Genomic DNA, 24,182 nt, shown 5'->3' on the forward strand with positions numbered 1-24,182 from the left:
TGCGGGGGTTGCGCCACTCGATGCGCACAACAGCATCGTGGTCGCACCCCGCGCGCGAGCACTGAGGCAGCCGAGTGCGTTCTGGGAGCGCGCCCGCGAGCCTGCCGCGAAGATCGAACTCTCCGGAACTCATTAGGGCTTCTCCTCCCGATGCGAAGCATTCGTTGCCCCGCCATCCTTCGCCTCGCTGCTTGGTGCGTCATCGTTTGCCGAATCGCGGGGCTCATACCACTCGTTAGATCGTACCGGTTCTGCGTACTTTACGACGGCAGCCGCGTCGGGGCGTTCGACGGGTCGAATCTTGCGTTCGCGAACGTGATTTGCGATCACGACCGCGATCCACGGCAAGAAAATTGCTCCCGCGGCGACAACGAACAGCATCGGCCCACGCACGAACACCATGAGCAGCACGCAGACACTGCGGAACGCCATCGTAAGTAGATACTGGCGAGTCCGATGCCGACGCTCTTCCTCTTCGGATTCTCCGATGGAGGTGATGTTGGGCACCTGCCTAGACATGAGTGATACTCGCTCCATTCGACAGCTCAAGCCTACTCCTCGGCCCAGTACGATGGGCCAGATATCCCGCTTTCGACCAAGGAGCTTTATGACCACGCAGCGGACCGTGCTGATCACTGGAGGCAACCGCGGCATTGGCCGCGCCATTGCGGAAGAATTCCTCGCGGCGGGGCACCGTGTCGCCGTGACTTCGCGCTCGGGCGAGGGCGGCCCCGAAGGCGCCCTGACCGTCGCGGCCGACGTCGGAAACGCCGCCTCGATTGACGAGGCCTTCAAAGCGGTCGAAGCAGAGTATGGCCCGATCGAGGTCGTGGTGGCCAACGCTGGCATCACCAAGGACGGCCTGCTGCTGCGCATGACGGAGGATGACTTCACGAGCGTCGTCGACACGAACCTCACGGGTGCCTTCCGGATCATCAAGCGGGCGTCGAAGGGGATGCTCCGGGCAAAGTTTGGCCGCGTGGTGCTGATTTCTTCGGTCGTCGGACTCTACGGCTCGCCGGGGCAGATCAACTATGCCGCCTCGAAGGCCGGGCTCGTCGGCATCGTGCGTTCGCTGACGCGCGAGCTCGGCGGCCGGGGGATCACGGCGAACGTGGTATCGCCCGGATTCATCGAGACCGAGATGACCGCGGTGCTGCCCGAAGAGACCCAGAAGGAGTACCTGAGCGCGATCCCCGCCGGGCGGTTCGGCAAGGTGGATGAGATCGCCAAGACGGTCCGCTGGCTCGCGTCGGACGATGCCGGGTACATTTCCGGCGCGGTTATCCCCGTGGACGGCGGCCTCGGGATGGGGCACTAGGTCGACCAAGGACCTTGAATAGCGGTGGAGCCGCGTATCGAAAGGTGTCGGTGAAACGGCCTTTCGATACGACGCTTCGCGTCTACTCAAGGTCCGTTAGCCGCGCAGGCCGAGGAGGGGGAGGAGCTGCGTCATATCGCGGTCGCGGATGACGACCGAGGCCTGTTCACGAACGATCGGCTTCGCGTCGAACGCGACCGACAGACCGGCGATTTCCATCATCCCAAGGTCGTTCGCGCCGTCGCCGACAGCAACGGTCCGATCCATCGGCACATCGAGCGACTGCGCCCAGCTGCGCAGCGTGTGGGCCTTCGCCTGGCGGCCGATGATCGGCCCCGTGACGTTCCCCGTGAGGAGGCCCGCCGCATCCACCTCGAAGCGGTTCGCGCGCCAGAGGTCGAGTCCCAGGTCGGCCGCGAGCGAGTCGAGGATCTCGTGGAATCCGCCTGAGACGGCGCCGACGCGACCGCCGCCCGCGTGCACGGCCTCGATCATTTCGGGGACGCCATTCGTCACCGTGATCTGCTGCCGGACTTCGGCCACCTGCGTCAGCGAGACGCCGCGCAGGAGGGCGACTCGCTCGCGCAGGCTGCCTTCGAAATCGAGTTCGCCCCGCATCGCGCGCTCGGTGACCTCGGCCACCTGCTCGCGGACTCCCGCGTACTCGGCGACAAGCTCGATGACCTCGTCTTCGATGAGCGTCGAGTCGACGTCGAGCACGACCAAAAAGCGCGCGCCTGGGGTGATGGTGCCCTCACCGTGCATCGGGGTGAGGGTTATCGGGGCACTGCTCAACGCTCGATCACCGCGTTCTTCGGAACGACGGTGATGCCCGAGTCTGTGACGGTGAAGCCACGGGCGCGGTCAAGGTCGGGGTTCTCGCCAACCGAGGCGCCCTCGCGTACGACGACGTTCTTGTCGAGAATCGCGCGGCGCACCACGGCACCGGGTTCGACCTGCACGCGATCGAACGTGATCGAGTCCACGACGAGCGCACCCGACATGACGCGCGTCCAGGGCCCGAGGACCGAACGCTCGATGTGGGCGCCGCTGATCACCGAACCGAGCGAGATGATCGAGTCGATCATGGTGCCGGTGGTGCCACGGCCGTCGCGCACGAACTTCGCGGGCGGCGAGTTCAGCTGCTGCGACATGATCGGCCACTGCTCGTTGTAGAGGTTGAAGATCGGGAGCGTCGCGATGAGGTCCATGTGGGCCTCGAAAAAGGAATCGATGGTACCGACGTCGCGCCAGTAGTCGCGGTCGCGCGCGGTGGAACCGGGCACGTCGTTCTGGATGAAGTCGTAGACGCCGGCATCGCCGTTCGCCACGAACGCGGGGATGATGTCGCCACCCATGTCGTGCTTCGAGTCTTCGTTCGCAGCGTCGCGGGTGACGTATTCGATCAGCTTGTCGGCGTCGAATACGTAGTTACCCATGGACGCGAGAATCTCGTGCGGGCTGTCCGCCAGCCCCTCGACGTGCTCTGGCTTTTCAAGGAACTCGCGAATGTGGCCGGGGCGCTCCGGATCGGTATCGATCACGCCGAACGAAGTCGACATTTCGATGGGCTGGCGAATGGCGGCAACCGTGGCGCCGAGGCCCGACTCGATGTGCTGCTGCACCATCTGCGAGAAGTCCATGCGATACACGTGGTCGGCACCGACGACGACCACGATGTCTGGCTTCTCATCGTGAATGAGGTTGAGCGACTGGAAGATGGCGTCGGCCGAACCCGAGAACCAGTGCTTGCCGCGACGCTGCTGCGCGGGAACGCTCGAGACATACGCGCCGAGGATGGCGGGCATGCGCCACGTCTGGGAGATGTGACGGTCGAGCGAGTGCGATTTGTACTGCGTCAGGACGACGATCTGGTTCAGGCCCGAGTTCATCAAGTTCGCGAGTGCGAAGTCGATGAGTCGATACTGTCCCGCGAAGGGGACAGCGGGCTTTGCCCGGTCTGCCGTAAGCGGCATGAGGCGTTTACCCTCGCCGCCAGCCAACACGATTCCGAAGACTTTTTTCTGCGCCTGTGCCATGGCCCCATCGTAGACATGAAAGTGAACGGGTTCCGTCGGATTGCTCGCGTACTCTGGCCGCATGAAAATCGACGTGATTTCCCGGGAGTATCCGCCGCAGGTCTATGGAGGGGCGGGGGTGCATGTCACCGAGCTCGTCCGTGCAATGCGCGAGGACATCGATGTCCGAGTCCGTTGCTTTGGTGAGCCGCGTGAGGAACAAGACACTTATGCCTATCCTGTGCCGGAAGAGCTCAAGGACGCGAATGCTGCGCTCGGATTTCTCGGCACCGATCTCCTGATCGCCAAAGATGTCGAGGGTGCAGACCTCGTCCACTCCCACACTTGGTATGCCAATCAAGCGGGAAACATTGCCAAATTTCTGCACGGAATCCCACATGTGATCTCCGCGCACTCGCTCGAGCCACTCCGGCCGTGGAAAGCCGAGCAGCTCGGCGGGGGATACCGGCTTTCGAGCTGGATGGAGCGCGACGCGTACGCGAACGCCGACCGCATCATCGCCGTTTCCAACGGCATGCGCGCCGACATCCTGCGCAGCTACCCGGACCTCGACACCGACAAGGTCGTCACGATCTACAACGGCATCGACATCGATGAGTGGAAGCCCACGGACGATCCCGAGACCGTTCGCGAGCTCGGCATCGACCCGGATGCGCCCACCGTCATCTTCGTCGGTCGCATCACCCGACAGAAGGGCCTGCCATACCTCCTGCGCGCGCTGCGCGAGCTGCCCAAGGAGGTGCAGATCGTCCTGTGTGCCGGGGCACCGGACACCAAGGAAATCGAAGAAGAGGTCCGCGGCCTCGTGAGCGAGCTGCAGTCCGAACGCGAGGGCGTGCACTGGATTTCCGAGCACCTCCCGCGGCCGAAGATCATGGCACTCCTTACTGCGGCCGAAGTGTTCGTGTGCCCATCGATCTACGAGCCGCTTGGCATCGTGAATCTCGAGGCGATGAGCTGCGGCACGGCCGTGGTCGGCTCTGGCACCGGCGGGATTCCCGAGGTCGTTCAGGATGGGGTCACCGGCCGCATCGTGCCGATTGAGCAGGTGCAGGACGGCACGGGCACTCCGACGGACCCGGACAAGTTCGTCGCGGACCTCGCCGCCACGCTGAACGAGGTGCTTTCGGATCCGGAGAAGGCGGCGGAATACGGCCGCGCCGGGCGCGAGCGCGTCGAACGTGAGTTCACTTGGAAGCAGATTTCCACGCAGACGCAGGAGCTCTACCGCTCCTTGATCGAGGCTTAGCCGAGATTTCCGGCGGGCGTACACGTCACACGCCTGCGCGTACGCAGCGTTTTTGTGTCGCCCGCCGGTAGCCTTGCCGCATGGCTGAAGTCGTGAAATTCGAGGACGTCCGAGTGATTCGCTCCGGGCGTCCAATTCTTGATGGTGTGAATTGGTCCGTAGATGAAACCGACCGCTGGGTGATCTTGGGGCCCAATGGCGCGGGGAAATCCACGCTGTTATCGATCGCGTCCGCGCAACTGCATCCGACTTCTGGCCAGGTGACCATCCTCGATGAGCAGCTCGGACGCGCCAACGTGTTCGACATCCGCCCGCGCATCGGCTTCGCGTCGAGTGCCATGGCGAAGCTGATTCCCGAGGATGAAACCGTGCGCAACACGGTGCTGACCGCGGGATACGCCGTGGCGGGACGCTGGAACGAGTCCTATGACGAGATTGACAACGAGCAGACTGACCGCGTTCTCGCGGAGTGGCAGCTCGAGAATCTTGCAGAGCGCACGTTCGGCACGCTCTCGGACGGCGAGCGCAAGCGCACCCTCATCGCGCGCGCCGTCATGACCGACCCGGAGCTGCTGCTGCTCGACGAGCCGAGCGCATCCCTCGACCTTGGCGCCCGCGAGAACCTGCTCGCGTCGCTCACCGACTACGCCGCCAGCGACTTTGCCCCGGCGATCGTGATGGTGACGCACCACGTCGAAGAGATTCCGGTCGGCGTCACCCACGCCCTGCTGATCCGCGAGGGTAAGATCGTGACGGCTGGGCCGCTCGCGGAGTCACTCACCGCGGCAAACCTCACGGAGACGTTCGGGCTTCCGCTCGATCTCACGTATCACGGCGGCCGCTTCGCGGCGCGCGCCGCCAACTAGGCGCGACACGCCCGAACCGCAGGGGGGAATTCTGCTGCGCTAATCGCTAGTAGCGTGCTAGACTTTCTCCTTGGCTTGCCGTGGGGCGGCCGCGCAGGCGTACTGCTGAGCTGCATACCCCGGCACTTGTACTTGTACCCGACTTTTCGCAGAAGGAAACCCGATGAAGGCAGACATCCACCCCGAATATGACTACGTGGTGTTCAACGACCTCGCTTCGGGTGAGAAGTTCCTCACCCGTTCGACGGTGAAGTCCCAGAAGACCATCGAGTGGGAAGACGGCACGACCTACCCGGTCGTCGACGTCGAAATCTCGAGCGCGTCGCACCCGTTCTACACCGGTAAGCAGCGCATCATGGACTCGGCCGGTCGTGTCGAGAAGTTCAAGAACCGCTACGCAAAGTTCGGTTCGAAGAACTAGTCCTCGAATCTTCAAAACTGCCCGGGCTCGCAACGAGCCCGGGCAGTTTTTTCGTCACGGCGTGTGGTGCCACCGAGGTGGCACCACACGCCGTGGGCGACTGCGCGATCTACGCCCGCACCGGCCAGCGGCCGTCGGCGCTGAAGTTTGGGTCCTTGGTGCGGCGCATGTACGCCTCGAAGTCTTCGGCGGATGCGCGCGACCACTCGATCTGCTTGGCGTGGAGGTCCGCAAGTGGAATATCGACCTCGGCCGGATACTTGCGCGCAATCGCCTGGGCGATGTGGCCGGCCGCGATCGCGTCGGCCGCGGCGTCGTGGGCGTCGAGGAGGTCGACCCCGTAGACGGCGGCGGTGTCGGTGAGCGTGCGCTTACCCTTGCGGTAGCGATCCACCGCGCGGTCAATCACGAGCGGGTCCACGACCTGCTTGCCGAGCTGAGGTGGCGTGACGCCATAGCGGCGGCACTCGGCGTCGATGAGCGTGAGGTCGAACGGCGCGTTATAGATCACGAGGGCGAGGCCGTGCTTCGCGATCCAGTTCAGCGAGGCGACGACCTTCTCCAACACCTCGGCGATCGGTTCGCCCTCGGCGCGGGCCATTTCCGTCGTGATGCCGTGCACGGCGGCCGCCTGCTCCGGGATCTCAACCCCCGGGTCGGCAAGCCAATCGGTGCCGCGCTCCATGTCACCGCCCGCGTCGAGCATCCCGACGAATGCCGTCACCAGCCGAGCCTCGGTCGGGTCAACTCCCGTCGTCTCGGTATCGAATACGGCGACTTTCTCGGTCCAGCTCACGCCAGCTCCTTCGTGTTCCACGGCTAATGGGTCTCTTGCGGTTCGTCGCATACACTCTTCCACGATGCGCCCTCAGAACCCACTGCAAGCCCGGCTTGGCGAAATTCCCGTCGTAACTCGACTGCGCAGCATTCGAGGCAGCGAGACCAAGATCTGGGTGTTCGGCCCAGAGGATGCACTGCAGACGGTCGTGCTCGTCCACGGCTTCCGCGGCACCCACCACGGCCTAGCCAACCTCGTGGCGCTGCTGCCGGAGGTACGCTTCATTGCGCCGGACCTGCCCGGATTCGGCGAATCCACGCCGATGCCTGACGAGCACTCGGTTAATCACTACGCCACGTGGCTGCTCGAACTGCTGCGCGAAGAAGACCCGGATCGGGCCGCGAGCGTGCTCGGTCACTCGTTCGGGTCGATGATCGTCGCACGAGCGGCGGCGGACCTCGAGGGCCGCGACGTCATCCTGGTGAACCCGATCGCGGAAAACGCGCTCGAGGGGCCAGCGCGGATGCTCACGAATCTCGGCGTGTTCTATTACTGGGCCGGCGCGGCGCTGCCCGCGCCGGTTGGCCAGGCACTCCTCGCGTCGCCCGTCATCACGCGCGTGATGAGCGAAGTCATGGCCGTGACCCGAAGTCGCGCCCTGCGCACGTGGATTCACGCCGAGCACGAGGAGCACTTCTCCGAGTTCGCGAGCCGGGATGTCCTCCTCGAGGCGTTTCGCGCATCCGTCTCGACCGATGTCAGCGCCTTTGCCGCGGAACTTCCCGCGGGCACAACGATGATCGCGGGGGAGCGGGACCTCATCGCGCCGCTGGATGCGACCAAGCGACTCCACGCGAAGTCACCAGGCTCGGAACTGCACGTGATCGAAGGTGTCGGCCACCTCATCCACTACGAAACCCCAATCCCGCTCGCGCGACTCGTCCGCGAGCACCTCGACCGCAAAGCACTGCAAGGAGCATCCATTGACTGACCTGTCACTTTCCCTCGCGGGCCGTCTCCCCTCGGAAGTCGCGATCGTCGGTGGAAACGGTCAGATCGCGCGGGCGCTGGCGGCGCTGCTTGCGGAGGACGGCGGCAGAGTCCGGTCGATCATCCGCAGTGAGGCCCAGGCGGATGCGCTTCGCGAGCTCGGAGCGGAGCCTGTGGTCTGCGATATCGAGACGGCCTCGGCCGACGAGATTGCGAATGCCTTTGGCGATGCGGAGGCCGTCGTCTTCGCGGCCGGCGCCGGACCCGGTTCGGGCGAGGCGCGGAAGTGGACCGTGGATCGGGGCGGTGCCATCAAATCGGCGGACGCAGCCCTGTTGTCTGGAGCGATGCGGTTCTTGCAGATCAGCTTCATTGGCGCCGAACAGCAGGCCCCGGCGGGCGGCGATCCGGTTTTCGCCGCCTACTGGGATGCGAAGCGCGAGGCTGACGAGTACCTCCGTTCCGTGGCGCTTGATTGGACGATCGTGAAGCCGGGCGGCCTCACCAATGAGCCGGCCACCGGCCGAGGGACTGTTTCGGTCTCGACGATGGAGCGTGGCGGGAAAACGCGACGCGCCGATGTCGCGCATGTCATCCGACTCGCGCTTGCGCACCAGGGGACAGTGTGGCGGGACCTCAGCGTAGTCGAGGGCGGGACCCCGCTCGACGAGGCCATTGACCACGCGCTTGCCGAGGCACAGAAAGCGCTTTAGGCGGCGCGGCGCTAGATGCCGAGGATCTCGGCCGCGCCCGCGACGACCTCGCTGATGCCCGCATCCACCCGGAAAGCCGCGAGGTGATCGAGCGGGGTTTCGCCGCGGTTGACCATGGCGATCGGCTTGCCCTGGCGGTGCGCGCGGTGGAGCAGGCGCACGGCGGTATTGACCGCGAGCGATGAACCAACCACGACGACCGAGTCGGACTCGTTGACGAGCTGCTCCGCGGCGCGAGCGTCTTCGGGGCGGACAAACTGGCCAAACATCACGACGTTGGGTGCGAGCATCCCGCCGCACACGAGGCACTTGGGGATATTGAAATTGGCCACGACCTCGTCTGACACCGAAGCGTCGCCGTCGGGGTTGTGCTCGGCCTCGGCGGCGATGGCCGCGACGTCGGGATTGTCCCGGCGCATCCGCTCGACGATTTCGTCACGCGACACCTCGGTGCCGCAGTTGAGGCAGCGGACGCTGCGGAGGTGGCCGTGGAGCTCGATGACGCGCTGGGAACCCGCGCGCAGGTGCAGGCCGTCCACGTTCTGCGTCGCGACCCCGAGCACGTTGCCCGCGGCCTCGAGCCGTGCGAGCGCGAAGTGGCCGACGTTCGGCGAGAAGGAGTCGAAACGGCGCCAGCCAATGGCCGCACCGGCCCAGTAGCGGGCCTGGCGCTCGTCGCTGCTTTCGAAGTCCTGCCAGGTCATGGGCGTGCGCTTCGGCGCGCCCGGGGAGCGGTAATCGGGGATACCCGAGTCGGTCGACAACCCCGCGCCGGTAATCACAGCGGCGTTACGCGTCGCGAGAAAATCGGCGAGCTCCTCGGCTCCGGCTCGAATGTATCCGGCTTCATCCATTCCTCACACCTGACCTTCGATCTCGTGAACTGCATGACAACCTACCTGCATCGAGGCAGCCACGCCGTGAGAAAATCTCAGGATGCGCATTATTCCGATTACCTCGCTCGACCAGTCCGAGGCCGAGGTGTCCGGCATCGAGGACTATGCGAACCTCACCGATGTCGCGCTGCGGCGCAAGCTCGAGCCCGCGGGCGGCCTCTACATGGCGGAGTCGGAGAAGGTGATTCGACGCGCGCTGGCAGCAGGGCATCGACCGCGTTCGCTCCTGACGCAAGAGAAGTTTCTGGCGCAGGCGGAGGCGCTCTTCGCGGACTTCCCCGACGTGCCGGTCTTTCTCGGGAGCGAGGCGCTCCTCGAGCAGCTGACGGGATACCGGATGCATCGGGGCGTGATGGCGGCCATGCATCGTCCCGAGCTGCTCGATCCCGCCGAGATTCTCCGCACCTCGAAGACGGTGCTCGTGCTCGAGGACATCGTGGACCACACGAACGTGGGCGCGGCCTTTCGCAACGCGGCGGGCCTGGGCGCCGACGCCGTGTTCGTGACCCCCGAGTGCGCCGATCCGCTCTACCGGCGCAGCGTCCGAGTCTCGATGGGGACGGTCCTGCAGGTGCCGTGGACGCGGCTGCCCGCCTGGCATGAGGCCGGGCGGCTGTTCCGTGAGCACGGGTTCGAGCTCGCGGCGCTCGCCCTGGAAGAGGATGCGGTCACGCTCAGGGAGTTTGCCGCGAAACGCCCGGAAAAAGTCGCGTTGCTGTTGGGAACAGAGGGGAACGGGCTCAGCCGTGCCGCGCTTCGGGAATCGAGGCATAAGATTGTCATTCCCATGCACCACGAGGTCGACTCGCTCAATGTCGCGGCCGCCTCGGCAGTGGCGCTCTATGCTCTGCTCGATGACGTGTCGGTGGCTGGGAGTACGGTCGAAAAGTAAGTGTTGAGTTCACGAAAGCGAGATGTAGCAGCTGCATGAGTAGCGTTCCGATGGCATCGAATCGTACCGCTCATCAGGTCGGCACCTATGCCGCCGAACACCTCTCACCCGCGTTCCCAAACCGCGCTCCGCGCGGCACCGCGGGGAGCCTGCGTGCCTGGCAGCAGGAGGCCCTCGACCTCTACATGGAGAAGCAGCCGCGCGACTTCCTCGCGACGGCGACGCCCGGCGCTGGCAAAACGACCTTCGCGCTTCGCATCGCGACGGAGCTGCTCGCTGACTCGACCGTGAACCGCATCATCGTGGTTGCCCCGACCGACCACCTCAAGACCCAGTGGGCCGAGGCTGCCGCCCGAGTGGGCATCCGCCTGGACCCGAAATTCAGCAACAATCAGGGTGGCATTTCTCGGGAGTATCACGGCGTGGCGGTGACCTACGCGCAGGTCGCGATGAAGCCGTACCTGCACGAGCACCTGTGCGGTTCGGCCCGCACCCTCGTGATCATGGACGAGATTCACCACGGCGGCGACAGCCTCACGTGGGGTGACGCGCTCCATGACGCGTATGAGCACGCCGATCGCCGGCTCAGCCTCACCGGTACGCCGTTCCGTTCCGACACGGCGGCGATTCCGTTCGTGCGCTACGAGCGCGATGGCGACGGCATCCGCGTCTCGAAGGCCGACTATTCCTACGGCTACGGGCACGCGCTGGCCGACGGCGTCGTGCGCCCGGTGATGTTCATGGCCTACTCGGGCAACGTGCGCTGGCGGGACACCTACGGCGAGGAGATGGCTGCGGGCCTCGCCGACGACAACACGAAGGACATCGTCTCGCAGGCCTGGCGCACCGCGCTCGACCCGAATGGTGACTGGATCCAGCAGGTCATTCAGGCCGCGGATCGTCGCCTCTCAGAGATCCGCGAGGAGGTGCCGGACGCGGGCGGGCTCGTCATCGCCACCGACCATGAGGCGGCACGCGGCTACGCGGCGCTCATCGAGCACCTGACCGGCACGAAGCCTGCACTCATCCTCAGCGACGATAAGGGCGCATCCGACCGAATTTCGAGCTTCGCGGCATCGGATGAGCGCTGGATGGTGGCGGTGCGAATGGTGTCCGAGGGCGTCGACGTGCCCCGGCTCGCCGTGGGCGTGTATGCCACGAGTTCCTCGACGCCGCTGTTCTTCGCGCAGGCCATCGGGCGATTCGTGCGCGCGCGGCGCAAGGGGGAGACGGCGACGGTCTTCATCCCCTCGGTGCCGAAGCTCGCCGCGCTTGCCCACGAGCTCGAGCTCGAGCGTGACCACGCGCTCGATCGCCGCACGAAAGAGGAGGAAAACCTCGGCGCGGGAATGACCCCGGAAGAGCGCGAGCTCGCCGAGGCACAGCGCGAGGAAGATGCCTCGAGCGAGCTGACGAACTATCAGTTCGAGGCGCTGTCCTCCGAGGCTCGCTTCGAGCGAGTGCTCTACGACGGGGGAGACTTCGGCTATGCCGCCGAGGTCGGCTCTCTCGAGGAGCTCGAATACCTGGGGCTGCCGGGAATCCTCGAGGCGGAGGATGTGTCTGCGGTTCTCGAGGCGCGGGCGAAGAAGCAGGAGAGCATCCAGGATGCGCGGGCCAATCGGAAGCTTCATGACGGGCACGAGACGGTGCAGCCGCTCCACCGCACGCTCAAGGAACAGCGCTCGGTGCTGAACTCGCTCGTGGGGCTCTACGCCCGGCAGAAGGACATGCCCCACGGCAAGGTGCACGGATGGCTGCGCGCCGCGTGCGGCGGCCCGGCGGTGGCTCAGGCCACCTCGCACCAGATTCAGCAGCGGATCGACATGCTGCGCAAGAAACTGCACTAGCGGGGAGCGCGAGCGGGCACTCGGTAACAACGAAGCGCCGTGCGAGCCAGGGTGGCTCCGCACGGCGCTTCGTTGTCGAGGGGATTCTGCGTTGAGTGAATTCGGCGCGGAGGGACCTAAGCCCAATACCGTTCAGTTAGGGTTACAGCGGTGTAGTTTGGTGGTATGCCAAGAGCTGGGTGGAAGAAGTCGGAGTCCGAACGTCGGTTGTCGGATTTGGTGTCGGTCGGTGTGCTGACGCGGGTGTTCCCGCCCGGCGTGGTCGATGACGTGATCGCCGAGACAGGTCGTACCGAGCAACGTCATCGCTCGCTACCGGCGCGGGTGATGGCGTATTTCTCCATCGGAATGGCGCTGTACTCGGAGGGGTCGTACGAGGACATCTGGTCGCAATTGACCGATGGCCTGTCCTGGGCCTCTGGCTGGACCGAAACCTACACACCACCGAGCAAGTCTGCGATCTTCCAAGCTCGGGCCCGGTTGGGGTTCGAACCGTTGGCTGCGCTGTTCGAGCGAGTCGCGAACCCGATCGGTGACGCGAGCACGCCGGGTGTCTGGTTGGCGGGCCGTCGGCTGGTCGCGATCGATGGAATGTGCCTCGATGTTGCCGACACTGCGGTGAACCACGCGCACTTCGGTCGACCTGCGACCAGCAAGGGCGAGCAGTCCGCGTTCCCCCAAGCCCGGGTCGTGGCGTTGGCGGAGTGTGGCACCCACGCCATCTTCGCTGCTGAGATCGGCCCCTACCGCGAATCCGAAGCGACCCTCGCTGCGCGGCTTGTGCCGAAGCTGCAACGGGGGATGGTGCTCACCGCCGACCGCGGGTTCTTCTCCTACGCCCTGTGGCGGAAGGCTACCGCGACCGGCGCGGACTTGTTGTGGCGGATCCGCACCGACAAGAGCGCACCGAAGCCGGTCCACGTCGCGGATCTACCCGACGGGTCGTGGCTGGCTGACCTGCGCCAGACGCACTCGGCCGCAGCCCGGCGGGCCGAGCCGATGCGCGTGCGCGTGATCGACTACACGATCGATGACGGCCGCGAACATCCCGAGCGATACCGTCTGTTCACAACCCTGCTTGATCCGGATGAGGTGTCTGCCACGCAGCTGGCCGCCGGTTATTCCCAGCGGTGGGAGATCGAGCTGGCCTTCGACGAGCTCAAGACCCACCAACGAGGGCCGCGTACGGTGCTGCGTTCCAAGTCTCCGGATCTGGTGTTGCAGGAGATCTGGGGACACTTGTGCTGCCACTTCGCGATCCGGTCCTTGATGGGCGAGGCTGCCGCCCATCAAGGGCATGATCCGGACCGGGTGAGTTTTGTTGCTGCGTTGCGGATCACTCGTCAAACCCTCGCCCATCCGGGCGCTTTTTTCCCCTGACCAGCATGACCGCGACGGTCCCGGCTGGCTCGGGTTCCTTCGCCGGCTCCTTGCGCGGCTCAATCCCGTGCGTCGACGCCGTTCTGCTCCCCGGGTGGTGAAACGGAAGTACGTGAAGTGGCACGTCAAACGTGCCGAGCACGCCGACTGGCCCCAGCCTGCTAAGCAGACGACGATCAGCGTCAGTCGCTGCTAACTGAACGGTATTGGACCTAAGCCTCGGTACGTTTGCTCTTTCGCGCCTGCACGATCTTGTGCACGATGTACCAGATCACGAGCGCGGCGACGACGGCGATCACGAGGTACTGGAGCCAGCCCGCGGCCTGCTCGAGGACACCCCAGTTTGAGCCGAGGGCGTACCCGCCATAGACAAAGATCGTGTTCCAGATTGCGGAGCCGAGGAATGTGAAGATGCCGAACCGCCACCACGACATGCGTTCGATGCCCGCGGGAATCGAAATCAGCGAGCGGAAGATCGGGATCATTCGGCCGAGGAACACCGTCCAGTAGCCGTACTTGTTGAACCACGCGATGGTTTTCTTGATGTCGTTCTCGTCGACGAGGGGGAGCTTGCCGAGGAGCCAGACCGTGCGGGCGTGGCCCAGCCACGCCCCGAGCCCGTAGAGCGCGTAGGCGCCGATTACGGAGCCTGCCGTCGCCCAGATGAGCGCCTCAACCCACGTGAACTGTCCGTCAGGGCTGCCCGCGGTAAACCCGGCGAGTGGCAGGATGACCTCGGACGGAATCGGCGGGAAGAGGTTCTCAAGGAATACGAGGAACGCAACGCCGGGAGCGCCGAGGAAGTTCATGATTGAGATGGCCCAGTCGCCGATCGCCCCGAAGGCGGACGTGTTATTCGTCGACTGCGCGGCGAGCGCGAGAATGGTGTGCATTTGCAAAAGCCTATCCAGGGGTGGTGAATCCGTCCCGGGGGAAAACCCGAATGGGTGCCGGTGGGACGCCGTGAATCGCGAACAGCGCCCTATGCAGGGTAGGCGAATCGCACCTTTCGCGTCGCAGCATCCGCCTCGACCAGCCTGACACGCGCTTGCTCGCCGACGGGCACATCGCCGCGGCACTGCGCGATCACGGGAGGGTCGAACACGAAGATTTCCGCGTGGTGGTCGCCGTCACCCGCACGAAGCAGACCCGCATCGAACTCCTGGCCGACTCGGTCTTGGAGGGCGACGGCCTCCGCGAGGTTGATCGCTTCGTTGGCCACGGCACCGGCCCGCTGGCCGGACTGCTGCAGGAGGCCCGGCAGCTCGGGGAGCGCCTCGAGGATTGCCTTGGGCACCTCGCCCTGTAATTGAAGCGAGTGATCACGAAGTTCCACCCAATCCGCGTCGAATGACAGACACACCTCGCTGACGAACCGATCGCCGAGCCTGCGGATCGGCGCGGTCGCGTGCGCGTACTCACTCGCGACTCCGGCGTGCCACGTCTTCCCGTTTTCCGGTTCCCCCTCGAATGCGAGATAGCCGGAGCCCCGCAGGAGTCTTGTCGCCGCCGAGTTGAGCGCCATGGTCGAGGGATGCGCCGGATCGAGCGTCGAGAGCAGCTCGCCCGGGGACTGCGCTCCATCCGGTTCGATACCGAGCGCGCGGGCGGCGCGGAAAAACTGCGCGACGGTCTCTTCATCAGGCGCGGGTAGGGTCCGCAGGAGTCCCACCCGGCCCGCGAGCATCATTCGCGCGGCAGCGAACCCGGTGGCGAGGGAGCATTCGGCATTCCAGCCGTCCATCTGTGTGCGCGGCTCGAGCCGGAGGTGCCAGCTGCCCTCATCAAAGTGGAGGTCCTGCTCGGGAAGCTGGAGCTCCACGGCACCGCGGGTGCGCCCGAGCGCCTCGCGAAGCGCGCCGAACTCGGGAAGCAGTGTGACCGATTCCGGGAGTGGTTCGCCGCGATCGACGGACGATTGCAGCGTCACGTAGTCGAGGCGCTCTCGCACCTGAATCGTCGCACGGCGCACCCGCGCGCGAGTCAGTGCCCCCGTGTCGTCGCACTCGAGCTGCCAGAGCACCGCGGGGCGGTCCTGGCCCGCGACGAGGCTCGCGACATCCTCGGTCAGGATGCGCGGGTGCAGCGGCACGTTGCCGTCGGGGAGGTAGATGGTCTCGCCACGCTCTCGCGCCTCGACATCGATCGGGCTGCCGGGCGCCACGAACGCGCCCACGTCCGCGATCGCGTAGTGCAACGTGAAGCCGGTCTCGCCAGCCTCGGTGCCGCGCTCGATCAGCACCGCCTGGTCCAGGTCTTTCGAGCCGGGCGGGTCGATCGTGACGAAGGCGAGGTCGCGCGCATCCACACGGGAGCCGGCGAACGCATCCTTGGCGTTCTTTGCCGCTGACTCAACCTCGGCGGGGAACTCCTCGCGCAATTCATACTTCTCGCGAATCGGCGTGAAATCTAGATCGGCCATCGTCATCGGCGACGAGGGCGCCGAAGTGCGGGGTTCGTGCTCGCTCATCCGGCGAGGCTACCGCAGCCCGGCTTGGCCCCGACTGTGTCAACCCTTGGCGAGCGTGCAACCGGCAAATCGAAAAAGGCCCCAGAGAGACAATCTCTCCGGGGCCTTCACTCCGTGCCCCAACCGGGAGAAAACTGTATCCTCGTTCGTCACTCTGAAATCGTTGATTTCACGCGGATCTTCCGAAGGTCAGGGCGTGTCGGTTTCCAGTCTAGCTGCGCCTCGAAGTGATGTTCGTGGGCCGGTGGTGACGCCGATTGAGACGGCTGGAACCCCGGTCGCCCCTGAGGTGCTGCAGGCGATGATCTCCGCCTACGAAGCCGGGGAGTCCCTCATCTCGATCGCTACCGCACGTCGGTTGGGCAAGCAGACCGTGAGTCGTCTGCTCTCCGAGGCAGGTGTGCGGGTCCGACGACAGGGCTTGGACGAGGAGCAGGTGGCGCAGGCCGTCGGGGCGTACCTGTCTGGGAAGACGATACGTGAGGTCGCTGCCGAGCTGGGGGTAGGTCATTCGATGGTGTGGCGGGCGCTGAAAGCGGCCGGGGTGGAGCTTCGGCCGAACGTTCGGCGGGGAGGGCGACCAGCTAAATGAGAACCGGCAGAAAGGGTAAGGAGACGACGATGTCAGATCTAGCGCAGAGGGCCACACTCAGCGATAGGGCCGGATCGATGTACGGCTATGCCCGCACCAACCGGCCGGATATCGACGTGGAGCCACAGCATCGCGCCCTGCGTGAGGTGGGCGTGCGGGAGGAGGCCATCTTCACGGATCTCGTCGTGAGCGGCTTGCACATGGACGGGCAGACGCAACTCAGAACGCTACTGGGTGTGGTTCGTGCGGGTGACACGATCGTCGTCGATCACCTGTACCGGCTGGGCCGCGACGCTCGTCGCACGGGTGCGCTGCTCGCAGAACTGAAACACCGCGATGTCATGGTCTCCGCGACCGACCATGTCTCCAGTTCCCTCTTCGCCCGAGCAGGCTGCGCTGTCGGCATATGCGAGGCCACCGGCGCGCACGTCCCGAGGGCGAGGTTGCGTGAGTCGACTGGCGGACAGCGCGGGATGCGATAGGGGTTGCTCGTTGAACGAGCAGACTTCGGCCCCTCTGAGCGAGCACTGTTCGAGAACCACGTCGGTCAGATCCTTGGAGGAGGCGGGCTGGTACGGGCTGTGCGAACGTCACTGCCACAGCGCTGCGCGCGCTGAGGGCATGCGGTCTCGTTTGCGGATGCGTGCCTCTTGCGTCCGCACACGGATCAACAGGATGAGGCTCCACGGGCCGAAGAGGAGGAACTTCAGGCCGTTCCACAGTGCCCAGATGAAGGCCAGGTAGAGCCATTCGCTCCAGCCCTGGTCGATGAGTCCGGTGCAGGTGGCGGCGATGAGGAGGTAGACGACGCCGAGTAGCGTCGCCGGCACGCCCCACTTCAGGCCGCGCCGGGTGCGGAGTTTGTCGAGGAGGATGTTGGTGGGCATCCAGCGGCGCAGGAAGATGCGGGTGTGGATGCTGGCGTTCCAGAGCCGGTTCAGGAGCATGGTGTGGGCCTCACTTTCGCACGCAGGACTATCGCGGGGTGGCTGGTCCTGAGTGGTTGAGTGCCCGAGACGCTGCTCGAACGGTCTGCGTCACCCCTGAACGAAATCCGGGGCTCGGCGTGTGGTTGCTCCTGCCACCATCAGAATACCGGCGACCCCGTGACAAAGGAAGAGCAACCCTTCCTCGGACGGTCCGTGGTGCTCACAGGGTGCGGCCGCTGCGCCGCTCCTGCGCCTCGGGTGCTGTGCTCTGCGGGTCTGGCTGGTGGCTGACGAGGGATGTGCGTGCGCGTTCGTAGTCGACACGCTGCGCGTCATCGTTGGGGACGGGTCCGAGGGGGCTGGTGTAGGTGATGCCCCACCGGTCGCGATACGCGACCACCGCCCGCACCGCCGCCAGTCGCGCTTCGGGGGCCATGCCGTCGAGGGTTCTCATCCAGGGCTCGGGATGTTCGATGGCTGTGGTGGTGAGGGTGTCGAGGCGTTGCTGCATGAGCTGCTCCCGCTCCTGGAGCGCCTGGCGCATGGTTAGGTCGGTGATCCCGGTCGCGCGCGGGACGAGGCCGGCGATCAGCGACACCCGACGTGCTGACGGCGGGTAGGTGGCGGCGACTTTCTGGATCCGGTAGCGCAGCAGCGACCCGAGATCTTCCACCCCGTCGAAGCTTCCGGCGCGGGTGATGCGTGGGAGGAGGTCGTTGATGTCGTGGCCGTCGGCTTCGAGGCGTCGGAGTTCGGTGGTGAGGATCCCGAACGACTCCGTCTCCACCAGCTCGTCGACCGCCTCTGGGGTGAGGTCGCCTTGCTCGAGCAGGGCGGTCCACCGGTCCTGCTGAGCTTCCTGCGCGATGGTGTCGTACTCGGCCGCCAACTGGGCCAGCGACCCCCACACGTCCTGCTCGGCGGTGATGGTCTCGTGGGCGGACTGTTCAGCTCCGACATGCTGGAGGATGCCGTAGAGGATGCTCCGGGCGGTCATCTGCAGGTCGTCCCGGTGCTGGTGCTCCTCGAGGTGACGCTCGTCGGTCGCGATATAGGCGCGGTTGGATTCCCGTCCTCGGGTCATGGCGACATAGAGGGACTCGCGGGTCATCTCCGGTGAGTGGACGATCGCGTGCGCGGTGTCGACGGTGGAGCCTTGGGCGCGGTGTGCGGTGATCGCGTACCCGAGCTCGACATGCTCGCTCACGTACGCGGCAGGGAGTGTAATGGTCGTGCGCCATTTGGAATGGGCGCGGCGGACGGTGAGGGATCCATCATCATGCGCGCGAGTGACGGTCCATCGGTCCCCGTTCTTCACCCACCCTCGCCCGAGGGCGAGTCGGCGGTCGTTCTGCCTTGTGATGATGAGGTCGCCACGGGAGGCCTCGTTCCCGTCATGCAACCGGACGCCATCGAGGGCAACCTGCCCTGCGAGGATGCGGTCGGTGCGGGCGCGGGTGTTGAGTTCGGAGACGGTGTCGAGGGTCTCGGCAATCAACACCGACGCCTTCCCCTCTGCTTGGTCGCTACGCCACGCCTGGTACGCCTGTTCGAGGATGTCCTCGTACCCGCCTGGGGTGATGCGGTCGTGGTCGAGGTAGGTGTCGATGACGTCGGCGTTGCCGATCCGCAGGCCGAGGGACGCGTGTTTCTCCCAGTCGTTGCGGAACCGCCTGACGTCGGTGAGCTCTGGCGCATCGTCCCGGTCTCGGACGAGCATCCCGAACGCCCCACCCGCATCCACCGCGGCGAGCTGCGCCCAGTCACCCACGAGGAGCACCTTCGCGCCAGCCTGCTGGGCGTGGGTGGCGATGGTGTCGAGCGCGAGAGTGCCTGCCAGAGAAGCCTCGTCAATGATGACGAGCTGGCCTGCCTTGAGGTTCCAGGTGCCGTTGCGGTGTTCGTGGAGCCACTTCGCCGTGTTCTCCGTCGAGATCCCCAAATCCCCAGCAAGGACATCGGCTGCAGCAGCGGACGGCGCGAGACCGATTACGGAGCCGGTGCCGTGGCGTTTCTCCCACGCCCGCCGCAACGCGGACATCGTCGTGGTCTTCCCTGTCCCTGCGGGGCCAACGAGGACGTCGAGCGTCCGGGCGGAGACGCCGATCTTCGCGATCGCCCGCTCCTGATCCGGTGACAGGGCGTGCCCGTTACGGTTCTTCGTCCGTGCCGCCTGCTCAATCCACGTGAGCGGCACGGTCGGTGCGCTCCTGTCGTTCGACGCAGCAAGGAGACGATCCTCTGCCGCGAGCACCAGTTCAGACGAGAACACAGTCGCAGCCTTCGGGCGGAACACGCTCGACCCGTCCGGGCGACGGAACGTCGGCGGGCTCGACGCGAGCTCCGGCGGAGTCAACCGCAGCGACACGCGTTCTGCGGCGTCGACGATCTGCTGAGTGATCTGGTCGCGGTCGGCCGCGGACGCGAACCGGAGTCCCATCGTCTGCCGGACAGCCTCCGCATGAAGATTCCATCGCTTCCACGTCGCACGCCGATCACCCACCCGCGCCACCACGACCTCAGCAACCTGCTCGAGATCGCCGAGGGGGATGTCGTCCGCGCGCAGCAACGGCTCCCCAGCGCTCCCGGCCAAGAGCGTGGTGGCCCAGGTCGGAGCGTCCTCCCCGAGAAGCTCGGTCGCACGATCGCGCCACCCGCTGGTGAGGTCGCTCAGCGAGTGGTGCTGCTTCGGGGCCGGGTCTCCAACGTGGCCTGTTGCCGGAACTGCCACAACAACTTCGGAGACGGCTGCCGCCCATGCTTGGTCACGTAGTCAGCGACGAGGCGATCCTTGACCTCCTCGATATCCCGGGTGCGCGAAGAGAACTCGTCCATCAGCTCCTGCGGCACCCCGGCGATCTCCCACGCCGTCGACCTTCCCACACCACGCTCGCGCGCCTCCCAGCCGATGCCGAGAATCTGGGTGAGGTGATCGGAGAGGACCGCGTTGTAATGCTCCGACAACCCGGTGACCGCCGCATGGATCGCGCGAGAGTCGAGGGTCCGCCACTTCCCGTCATGAACGGCCTGGACCCGATTCGCGACCACGACATGCGTGTGCAACTGCGGGTCAGACGCACGCGAGTCGTAGTGGTCGTAGGCGGTCGCGATCACACCACGGACTTCGACCTGGGCGACCGCACCCCGCGGTCCTTTCGCACCAATCCGGGTCCTCGCGATGTCACGCTCCACCAACGCGATCACATCCTGGATCGCCGCGTGATGCGCCTGGGCGATCAACGCCTGCGTCCCACCGTCAGCAACTGCCCACAGCGTCGAGACAGACTTCGGGGCTGACAACGTCAAATCGAAGCCCGCCACCGGCACGCTCGTCGGCTTCGAAGCTTCCTCACCCTCGATCAGCGCGGCATGGGCCGCAAACTCCTCGTCGGTGAGAGTGCCGGAGAGCTTCTCGAGACGACGCTCGATACGTTCCGCAGCGGTGGCGAACTTCCGGTACGGACGCCCCAACGGTTCACCGCTGTTCGGATCCTGCCCGAACCCCATCAGCCGTCGTAGCTGCTCCTCGGTCACGGCCGCGCCCGCTGCCACGCCGCCCGATAAGTCAGGAAGACCAGAACCGATCCAGGAGCCGGGAGGTGTTCCCGACTTGAGGTAGTACCTCGTCAACGCAGAAGCGGCGTCACGGTCGCCATCGCCAATGACGACAGAGTTCAACAGGTACCGGTATCCATCACCGGCCGTCATCACCCTGATGGACACCGTCACACCCGACAGGTACGCAACTGCCCTTTCCACCGGACCCGCCAATAACGGAGCGCCTTGTCCGGTTTGACTGAGTGAGTTGGGCTTAAGAGCGTGGCTCAGGTTGTCGGGATGAGTCCTGCCCGTTCCAGATCGCCGATGAGGCCGGTGGTCAGCGGGAGACGGTCGAGTTCGTTGAGCGCGACCCAGCTAGCGTCCCGTGCGGCGCATTCCGCCAGCGTCTCGCTGGCCTCGACGCTGCCGCGAGGGACCGATCAACGGCCTTTGTCCGGCTCAGTAGCGCGCTTGACGAGCAGCACGCGTCCTTGTACATCAACGACGACGACACTTGCCGCGAGCACTATCCCATCCATGCTCTCGACCTTACCCAGCTGCCGCTACGACTTTTGCTGAGAGGAACCGGAGGGCATAGCGGCGGTGGCCGCGAACGTTCGTCCTTGCCCGGTTCTCGAGCGGCGCAAGGGCGCGGATCTGGAAGGCGGTGGCCTGTGATCCGCGCCCTTGGGTTGCGGGGCTCAATCGGTGGAGAGGTGTTTGGTGAGTTTGTCTCCTTCTATGTCGAGGTTGGGGAGGATGCGGTCGAGCCAGCGGGGGAGCCACCAGGCTTTGTCGCCGAATATGGCCATGATGGCCGGCACAAGGGTCATGCGGACGAGGAAGGCGTCGATGAGGATGCCGAATGCGAGGGCGAATCCGACTTGGGCGATCATGGGTTCGGGGTTGTAGATGAATCCGGCCCGCGGAAGCTAGTCGGGGAGAACGGGCACGGAGCTACTGTCAACAACGAACAACGGACGGAGCACGATCATGAGCACAGCGGATCAGGTGTCAGCGTTGCCGGAGCCGGTCGGGCGATTGGTCGCGGCGATCAACGACGCCGACACGGACGCGTTCGCCGCGTGCTTCACCGACGACGGCTACGTCGACGACTGGGGACGCGTCCTCACAGGTCCGCAAGGGGTGCGCAGCTGGGCAGGCTCGGACGCGATCGGCGCCGGCGCGCAGATGACCATCCTCACCGCCGATACGGATGGTGACACGGTCACGACCAGATTCTCGTGGCGCAGTCGCGTTTTCAACGGCGAATCCACCGGGATATTTACCCTCTCGGGCGGGAAGATCGCCAGCTTCACCATCCCACCGAATCACTGACCCCAGCGGTACACCGCGGAGCGCCGGTCGCGCTTGCGCTGGAACGCGATGATGCCGTTGACGATCACGACCACCGCTTCCCCCCCAGTATCAGCAGCGGACCGACGATCCCGGCCATTCAGTTCCTCCAATTCGCCAACAGTGTGAACATCACGGCGACCGTCCCGGAGCTCGTTGCGGAGCGTTCGCGACCAGGTCGCCGCGATCCTGCCGCGCTGAGCCGGCGTAGGCGTTCATGTGGACGCGGTCGCGGTGACGCTTGCAGGAAAGTACGCGACGTCCGGCCCCGCCACGACCCTGCCCTTCGAATCGAGCACCCCGGCGCGGACGTGCTCGCCTGTGTCGATGGTGACGGGCAGAACGCGCGGGCTCCGTGTCTGAGGGATGTGTGCGTCGCCCCATTGCTGCATGGCGACCATGACGACCCTCAGTTCCTCATCGGCAGGGGTGATGTCGTAGGCGTGGCGTGTGCGTTGACCCGGTTCCTGATACGGAGGCCTCTCCAGGACGCCGTGATCGATCAATGATGCGAGCCGCGCTGCGTACGTCGGAGGCGATGCCGAGCCGGTCGCGGAACTGTGCGAAGCCGCCGAGCGCCGATGGGGACGATTCGCGTTAGCGCTGGATGAACACTCGCTGCGTCGAGATGGGATCGGGTACCCTCGTGGGAGTCGACAGCGGTGTCGCCTCCCACGTGGCTGCGGTGTGCGGCGTCGTCAGAAGCTTGTGATGACGACGCGGTTGATCTTCGGGTCGCGGAGGGATGCGTAGCCTTCCTGGACTTCGTCGATCGAGATTTCCTTTGAGACGAGTTCATCGAGCTTGTATCGGCCCTGCAGGTAGAGTTCGGCGATCATCGGGATGTCACGCTTCGGGTTGGTCGAGCCCATGTAGACACCCTCGATGCGCTTGCGAGCACCGAGCAGTTCGAACGAGGAGACCTCGATGCTGTTGGCGGGGTCGAGCACCCCGATCAGGTAGAGGCCGCCGCCTGCAGCGAGCATGTCGAACCCGGAGCGAGTGACGCCGGGTGCTCCGACGAAGTCGAAGACGAAGTCGGCGCCGAGACCGCCGGTGAGGTCTTTGACGGTCTGGACGGCATCGACCTCTCGCGAGTTCACGGTGTCGGTCGCTCCGAACTGGCGCGCGTTGGCGAGCTTGTCGTCGGCGACATCGATGGCGATGATTCTGCTGGCTCCGGCGATGACCGCGCCGCTTATCGCGTTGGTCCCGACGCCTCCTGTGCCGATGATGGCCACGGTCTTGCCGGGCTGCACGTTGGCGGTGTTCATGACTGCACCGGCACCGGTGACGACCCCACAACCGAGCAGGGCGGCTTGCGGGAAGGGCAGCGCATCCGGGACCTTGGCGAGCTGGTTCTCGTGAATGACCGCGTATTCGGCGAAGCCCCCGAGCCCCATGCCCTGGTTGAGCTGGTGGCCGTTCCCGTCGATGATCCGATTGTCGCGGATGGTGGACTCAGGGTGGAGGCAGAGGTGGACGTTGCCGGTGAGGCACTGGATGCAGGCGCCACAGTATTGGACGAGGCAACCCACGACGTGGTCGCCGATGGCGATGTCTCGCACCTGGTCGCCGATCGCGGTCACGATTCCGGCGACCTCGTGGCCGAGCACCACTGGCACGTCGAAGCCCAGGTTTGTGGATTGGGCCAACTCGTCGGTGTGGCACAGCCCTGATGCCTTGACCTGGACGAGTACCTCGCGACCGATCGGGTCGGAGATCGTGACGTCTTCCGTGTGGAAACCTCCGCCGAACTCACGGACCACTGATGCTTTCATAGCTGACTTAGCCTCTCTTAGATCGACATGTTCTGGTCCAGCGGCCGTTCGGGCGATGACCGAACACGGCGGCGGTCGGCTCCGGCCCGCGTCAGGGGCCTCGCTGCCGGAACTCGGTG

Annotated in this window: 24 protein-coding genes and 1 pseudogene; 12 read left to right on the plus strand and 13 right to left on the minus strand. The window is 65.4% G+C overall.

All coding sequences use genetic code 11. The features are described from left to right. Positions 1 to 132 precede the first annotated feature (132 nt). Entirely contained in the window at positions 133 to 519 is a 387-nt protein-coding gene (locus GMOLON4_RS03875) for a DUF3099 domain-containing protein (protein ID WP_169516496.1), read from the minus strand. Between the two features lie 88 nt (positions 520 to 607). Between GMOLON4_RS03875 and fabG the strand changes: the two genes are divergently transcribed. Then, positions 608 to 1,321, plus strand: coding sequence for a 3-oxoacyl-ACP reductase FabG (gene fabG / locus GMOLON4_RS03880; RefSeq protein ID WP_026936687.1), 714 nt, complete (start codon positions 608 to 610; stop codon positions 1,319 to 1,321). A gap of 96 nt (positions 1,322 to 1,417) precedes the next feature. Here fabG and serB read toward each other — a convergent pair whose 3' ends face one another. Beyond that, the gene (gene serB / locus GMOLON4_RS03885) at positions 1,418 to 2,086 is read right to left on the minus strand and encodes a phosphoserine phosphatase SerB (RefSeq protein ID WP_051266671.1); all 669 of its coding nucleotides are present in this window, start codon (positions 2,084 to 2,086) and stop codon (positions 1,418 to 1,420) included. A 26-nt stretch (positions 2,087 to 2,112) separates the two neighbouring features. Further along, complete coding sequence (locus tag GMOLON4_RS03890) at positions 2,113 to 3,360, minus strand: glucose-1-phosphate adenylyltransferase (protein ID WP_026936689.1); 1,248 nt, start codon at positions 3,358 to 3,360, stop codon at positions 2,113 to 2,115. Between the two features lie 61 nt (positions 3,361 to 3,421). Here GMOLON4_RS03890 and glgA point away from each other — a divergent pair, with 61 nt between their 5' ends. The 3 genes from glgA to GMOLON4_RS03905 all read left to right on the plus strand — a co-directional run bounded on the left by glgA (position 3,422) and on the right by GMOLON4_RS03905 (position 5,896). Then, entirely contained in the window at positions 3,422 to 4,609 is a 1,188-nt protein-coding gene (glgA, locus tag GMOLON4_RS03895) for a glycogen synthase (RefSeq protein WP_026936690.1), read from the plus strand. A gap of 80 nt (positions 4,610 to 4,689) precedes the next feature. Then, the gene (locus GMOLON4_RS03900) at positions 4,690 to 5,475 is read left to right on the plus strand and encodes an ABC transporter ATP-binding protein (RefSeq protein ID WP_026936691.1); all 786 of its coding nucleotides are present in this window, start codon (positions 4,690 to 4,692) and stop codon (positions 5,473 to 5,475) included. Positions 5,476 to 5,638: 163 nt separating this feature from the next. Next, positions 5,639 to 5,896, plus strand: coding sequence for a type B 50S ribosomal protein L31 (locus tag GMOLON4_RS03905; RefSeq protein ID WP_026936692.1), 258 nt, complete (start codon positions 5,639 to 5,641; stop codon positions 5,894 to 5,896). 109 nt (positions 5,897 to 6,005) lie between these two features. Here the strand turns inward: GMOLON4_RS03905 and GMOLON4_RS03910 are convergent, their stop codons facing one another. Beyond that, positions 6,006 to 6,692 carry an exonuclease domain-containing protein gene (locus tag GMOLON4_RS03910; RefSeq protein ID WP_026936693.1) on the minus strand — a complete coding sequence of 229 codons (687 nt, stop codon included), beginning with the start codon at positions 6,690 to 6,692 and terminating at the stop codon, positions 6,006 to 6,008. A 64-nt stretch (positions 6,693 to 6,756) separates the two neighbouring features. Here GMOLON4_RS03910 and GMOLON4_RS03915 point away from each other — a divergent pair, with 64 nt between their 5' ends. Together GMOLON4_RS03915 and GMOLON4_RS03920 are read left to right on the plus strand one after the other, a co-directional pair. Beyond that, positions 6,757 to 7,665 carry an alpha/beta fold hydrolase gene (locus tag GMOLON4_RS03915; RefSeq protein WP_026936694.1) on the plus strand — a complete coding sequence of 303 codons (909 nt, stop codon included), beginning with the start codon at positions 6,757 to 6,759 and terminating at the stop codon, positions 7,663 to 7,665. After that, positions 7,658 to 8,377 (plus strand): NAD(P)H-binding protein, encoded by a 720-nt coding sequence (locus tag GMOLON4_RS03920; protein ID WP_211222687.1) that lies wholly within the window; start codon positions 7,658 to 7,660, stop codon positions 8,375 to 8,377. Before GMOLON4_RS03915 ends, GMOLON4_RS03920 begins: the two co-directional genes overlap by 8 nt. An 11-nt stretch (positions 8,378 to 8,388) precedes the next feature. Here the strand turns inward: GMOLON4_RS03920 and GMOLON4_RS03925 are convergent, their stop codons facing one another. After that, positions 8,389 to 9,231: a Sir2 family NAD-dependent protein deacetylase gene (locus GMOLON4_RS03925; RefSeq protein ID WP_026936696.1), complete on the minus strand. Its 843-nt coding sequence runs from the start codon at positions 9,229 to 9,231 to the stop codon at positions 8,389 to 8,391. 82 nt (positions 9,232 to 9,313) lie between these two features. Between GMOLON4_RS03925 and GMOLON4_RS03930 the strand changes: the two genes are divergently transcribed. The 3 genes from GMOLON4_RS03930 to GMOLON4_RS03940 all read left to right on the plus strand — a co-directional run bounded on the left by GMOLON4_RS03930 (position 9,314) and on the right by GMOLON4_RS03940 (position 13,395). Further along, the gene (locus GMOLON4_RS03930) at positions 9,314 to 10,165 is read left to right on the plus strand and encodes a TrmH family RNA methyltransferase (protein WP_051266675.1); all 852 of its coding nucleotides are present in this window, start codon (positions 9,314 to 9,316) and stop codon (positions 10,163 to 10,165) included. 50 nt (positions 10,166 to 10,215) lie between these two features. Further along, complete coding sequence (locus tag GMOLON4_RS03935) at positions 10,216 to 12,015, plus strand: DEAD/DEAH box helicase (protein WP_026936697.1); 1,800 nt, start codon at positions 10,216 to 10,218, stop codon at positions 12,013 to 12,015. A 165-nt stretch (positions 12,016 to 12,180) separates the two neighbouring features. After that, positions 12,181 to 13,395 (plus strand): IS4 family transposase, encoded by a 1,215-nt coding sequence (locus GMOLON4_RS03940; protein WP_026937887.1) that lies wholly within the window; start codon positions 12,181 to 12,183, stop codon positions 13,393 to 13,395. A 212-nt stretch (positions 13,396 to 13,607) separates the two neighbouring features. Here the strand turns inward: GMOLON4_RS03940 and GMOLON4_RS03945 are convergent, their stop codons facing one another. Continuing rightward, positions 13,608 to 14,288 (minus strand): DedA family protein, encoded by a 681-nt coding sequence (locus GMOLON4_RS03945; RefSeq protein WP_026937711.1) that lies wholly within the window; start codon positions 14,286 to 14,288, stop codon positions 13,608 to 13,610. An 89-nt stretch (positions 14,289 to 14,377) separates the two neighbouring features. After that, the gene (locus tag GMOLON4_RS03950; RefSeq protein WP_051267316.1) at positions 14,378 to 15,865 is read right to left on the minus strand and encodes an RNB domain-containing ribonuclease; all 1,488 of its coding nucleotides are present in this window, start codon (positions 15,863 to 15,865) and stop codon (positions 14,378 to 14,380) included. Positions 15,866 to 16,109: 244 nt separating this feature from the next. Here GMOLON4_RS03950 and GMOLON4_RS03955 point away from each other — a divergent pair, with 244 nt between their 5' ends. Continuing rightward, entirely contained in the window at positions 16,110 to 16,457 is a 348-nt protein-coding gene (locus tag GMOLON4_RS03955; RefSeq protein WP_051267318.1) for a helix-turn-helix domain-containing protein, read from the plus strand. Between the two features lie 29 nt (positions 16,458 to 16,486). Then, positions 16,487 to 16,939 (plus strand): recombinase family protein, encoded by a 453-nt coding sequence (locus GMOLON4_RS03960; RefSeq protein WP_051267320.1) that lies wholly within the window; start codon positions 16,487 to 16,489, stop codon positions 16,937 to 16,939. Between the two features lie 108 nt (positions 16,940 to 17,047). Here GMOLON4_RS03960 and GMOLON4_RS03965 read toward each other — a convergent pair whose 3' ends face one another. The 4 genes and pseudogenes from GMOLON4_RS03965 to GMOLON4_RS03980 all read right to left on the minus strand — a co-directional run. Beyond that, entirely contained in the window at positions 17,048 to 17,404 is a 357-nt protein-coding gene (locus GMOLON4_RS03965; RefSeq protein WP_035733657.1) for a hypothetical protein, read from the minus strand. Between the two features lie 202 nt (positions 17,405 to 17,606). Continuing rightward, positions 17,607 to 20,117, minus strand: a complete 2,511-nt coding sequence (locus GMOLON4_RS03970) for an ATP-dependent DNA helicase (RefSeq protein WP_265576767.1) — start codon at positions 20,115 to 20,117, stop codon at positions 17,607 to 17,609. Further along, complete coding sequence (mobF, locus tag GMOLON4_RS03975) at positions 20,057 to 21,145, minus strand: MobF family relaxase (RefSeq protein WP_265576768.1); 1,089 nt, start codon at positions 21,143 to 21,145, stop codon at positions 20,057 to 20,059. The genes GMOLON4_RS03970 and mobF overlap by 61 nt, the downstream gene beginning before the upstream one ends. A gap of 482 nt (positions 21,146 to 21,627) precedes the next feature. After that, positions 21,628 to 21,849 (minus strand): annotated as a pseudogene (locus tag GMOLON4_RS03980) (MMPL family transporter); the annotation flags it as partial. A 70-nt stretch (positions 21,850 to 21,919) separates the two neighbouring features. Between GMOLON4_RS03980 and GMOLON4_RS03985 the strand changes: the two are divergent. Beyond that, complete coding sequence (locus tag GMOLON4_RS03985; RefSeq protein ID WP_026937716.1) at positions 21,920 to 22,264, plus strand: nuclear transport factor 2 family protein; 345 nt, start codon at positions 21,920 to 21,922, stop codon at positions 22,262 to 22,264. A gap of 233 nt (positions 22,265 to 22,497) precedes the next feature. Here the strand turns inward: GMOLON4_RS03985 and GMOLON4_RS16370 are convergent, their stop codons facing one another. Both GMOLON4_RS16370 and GMOLON4_RS03990 read right to left on the minus strand, forming a co-directional pair. Continuing rightward, positions 22,498 to 22,788, minus strand: coding sequence for a winged helix-turn-helix transcriptional regulator (locus GMOLON4_RS16370; RefSeq protein ID WP_051267322.1), 291 nt, complete (start codon positions 22,786 to 22,788; stop codon positions 22,498 to 22,500). 192 nt (positions 22,789 to 22,980) lie between these two features. Further along, positions 22,981 to 24,063: a Zn-dependent alcohol dehydrogenase gene (locus tag GMOLON4_RS03990; RefSeq protein ID WP_026937717.1), complete on the minus strand. Its 1,083-nt coding sequence runs from the start codon at positions 24,061 to 24,063 to the stop codon at positions 22,981 to 22,983. Positions 24,064 to 24,182 lie beyond the last annotated feature (119 nt).

Source organism: Gulosibacter molinativorax (assembly GCF_003010915.2).
GTDB lineage: Bacteria > Actinomycetota > Actinomycetes > Actinomycetales > Microbacteriaceae > Gulosibacter > Gulosibacter molinativorax.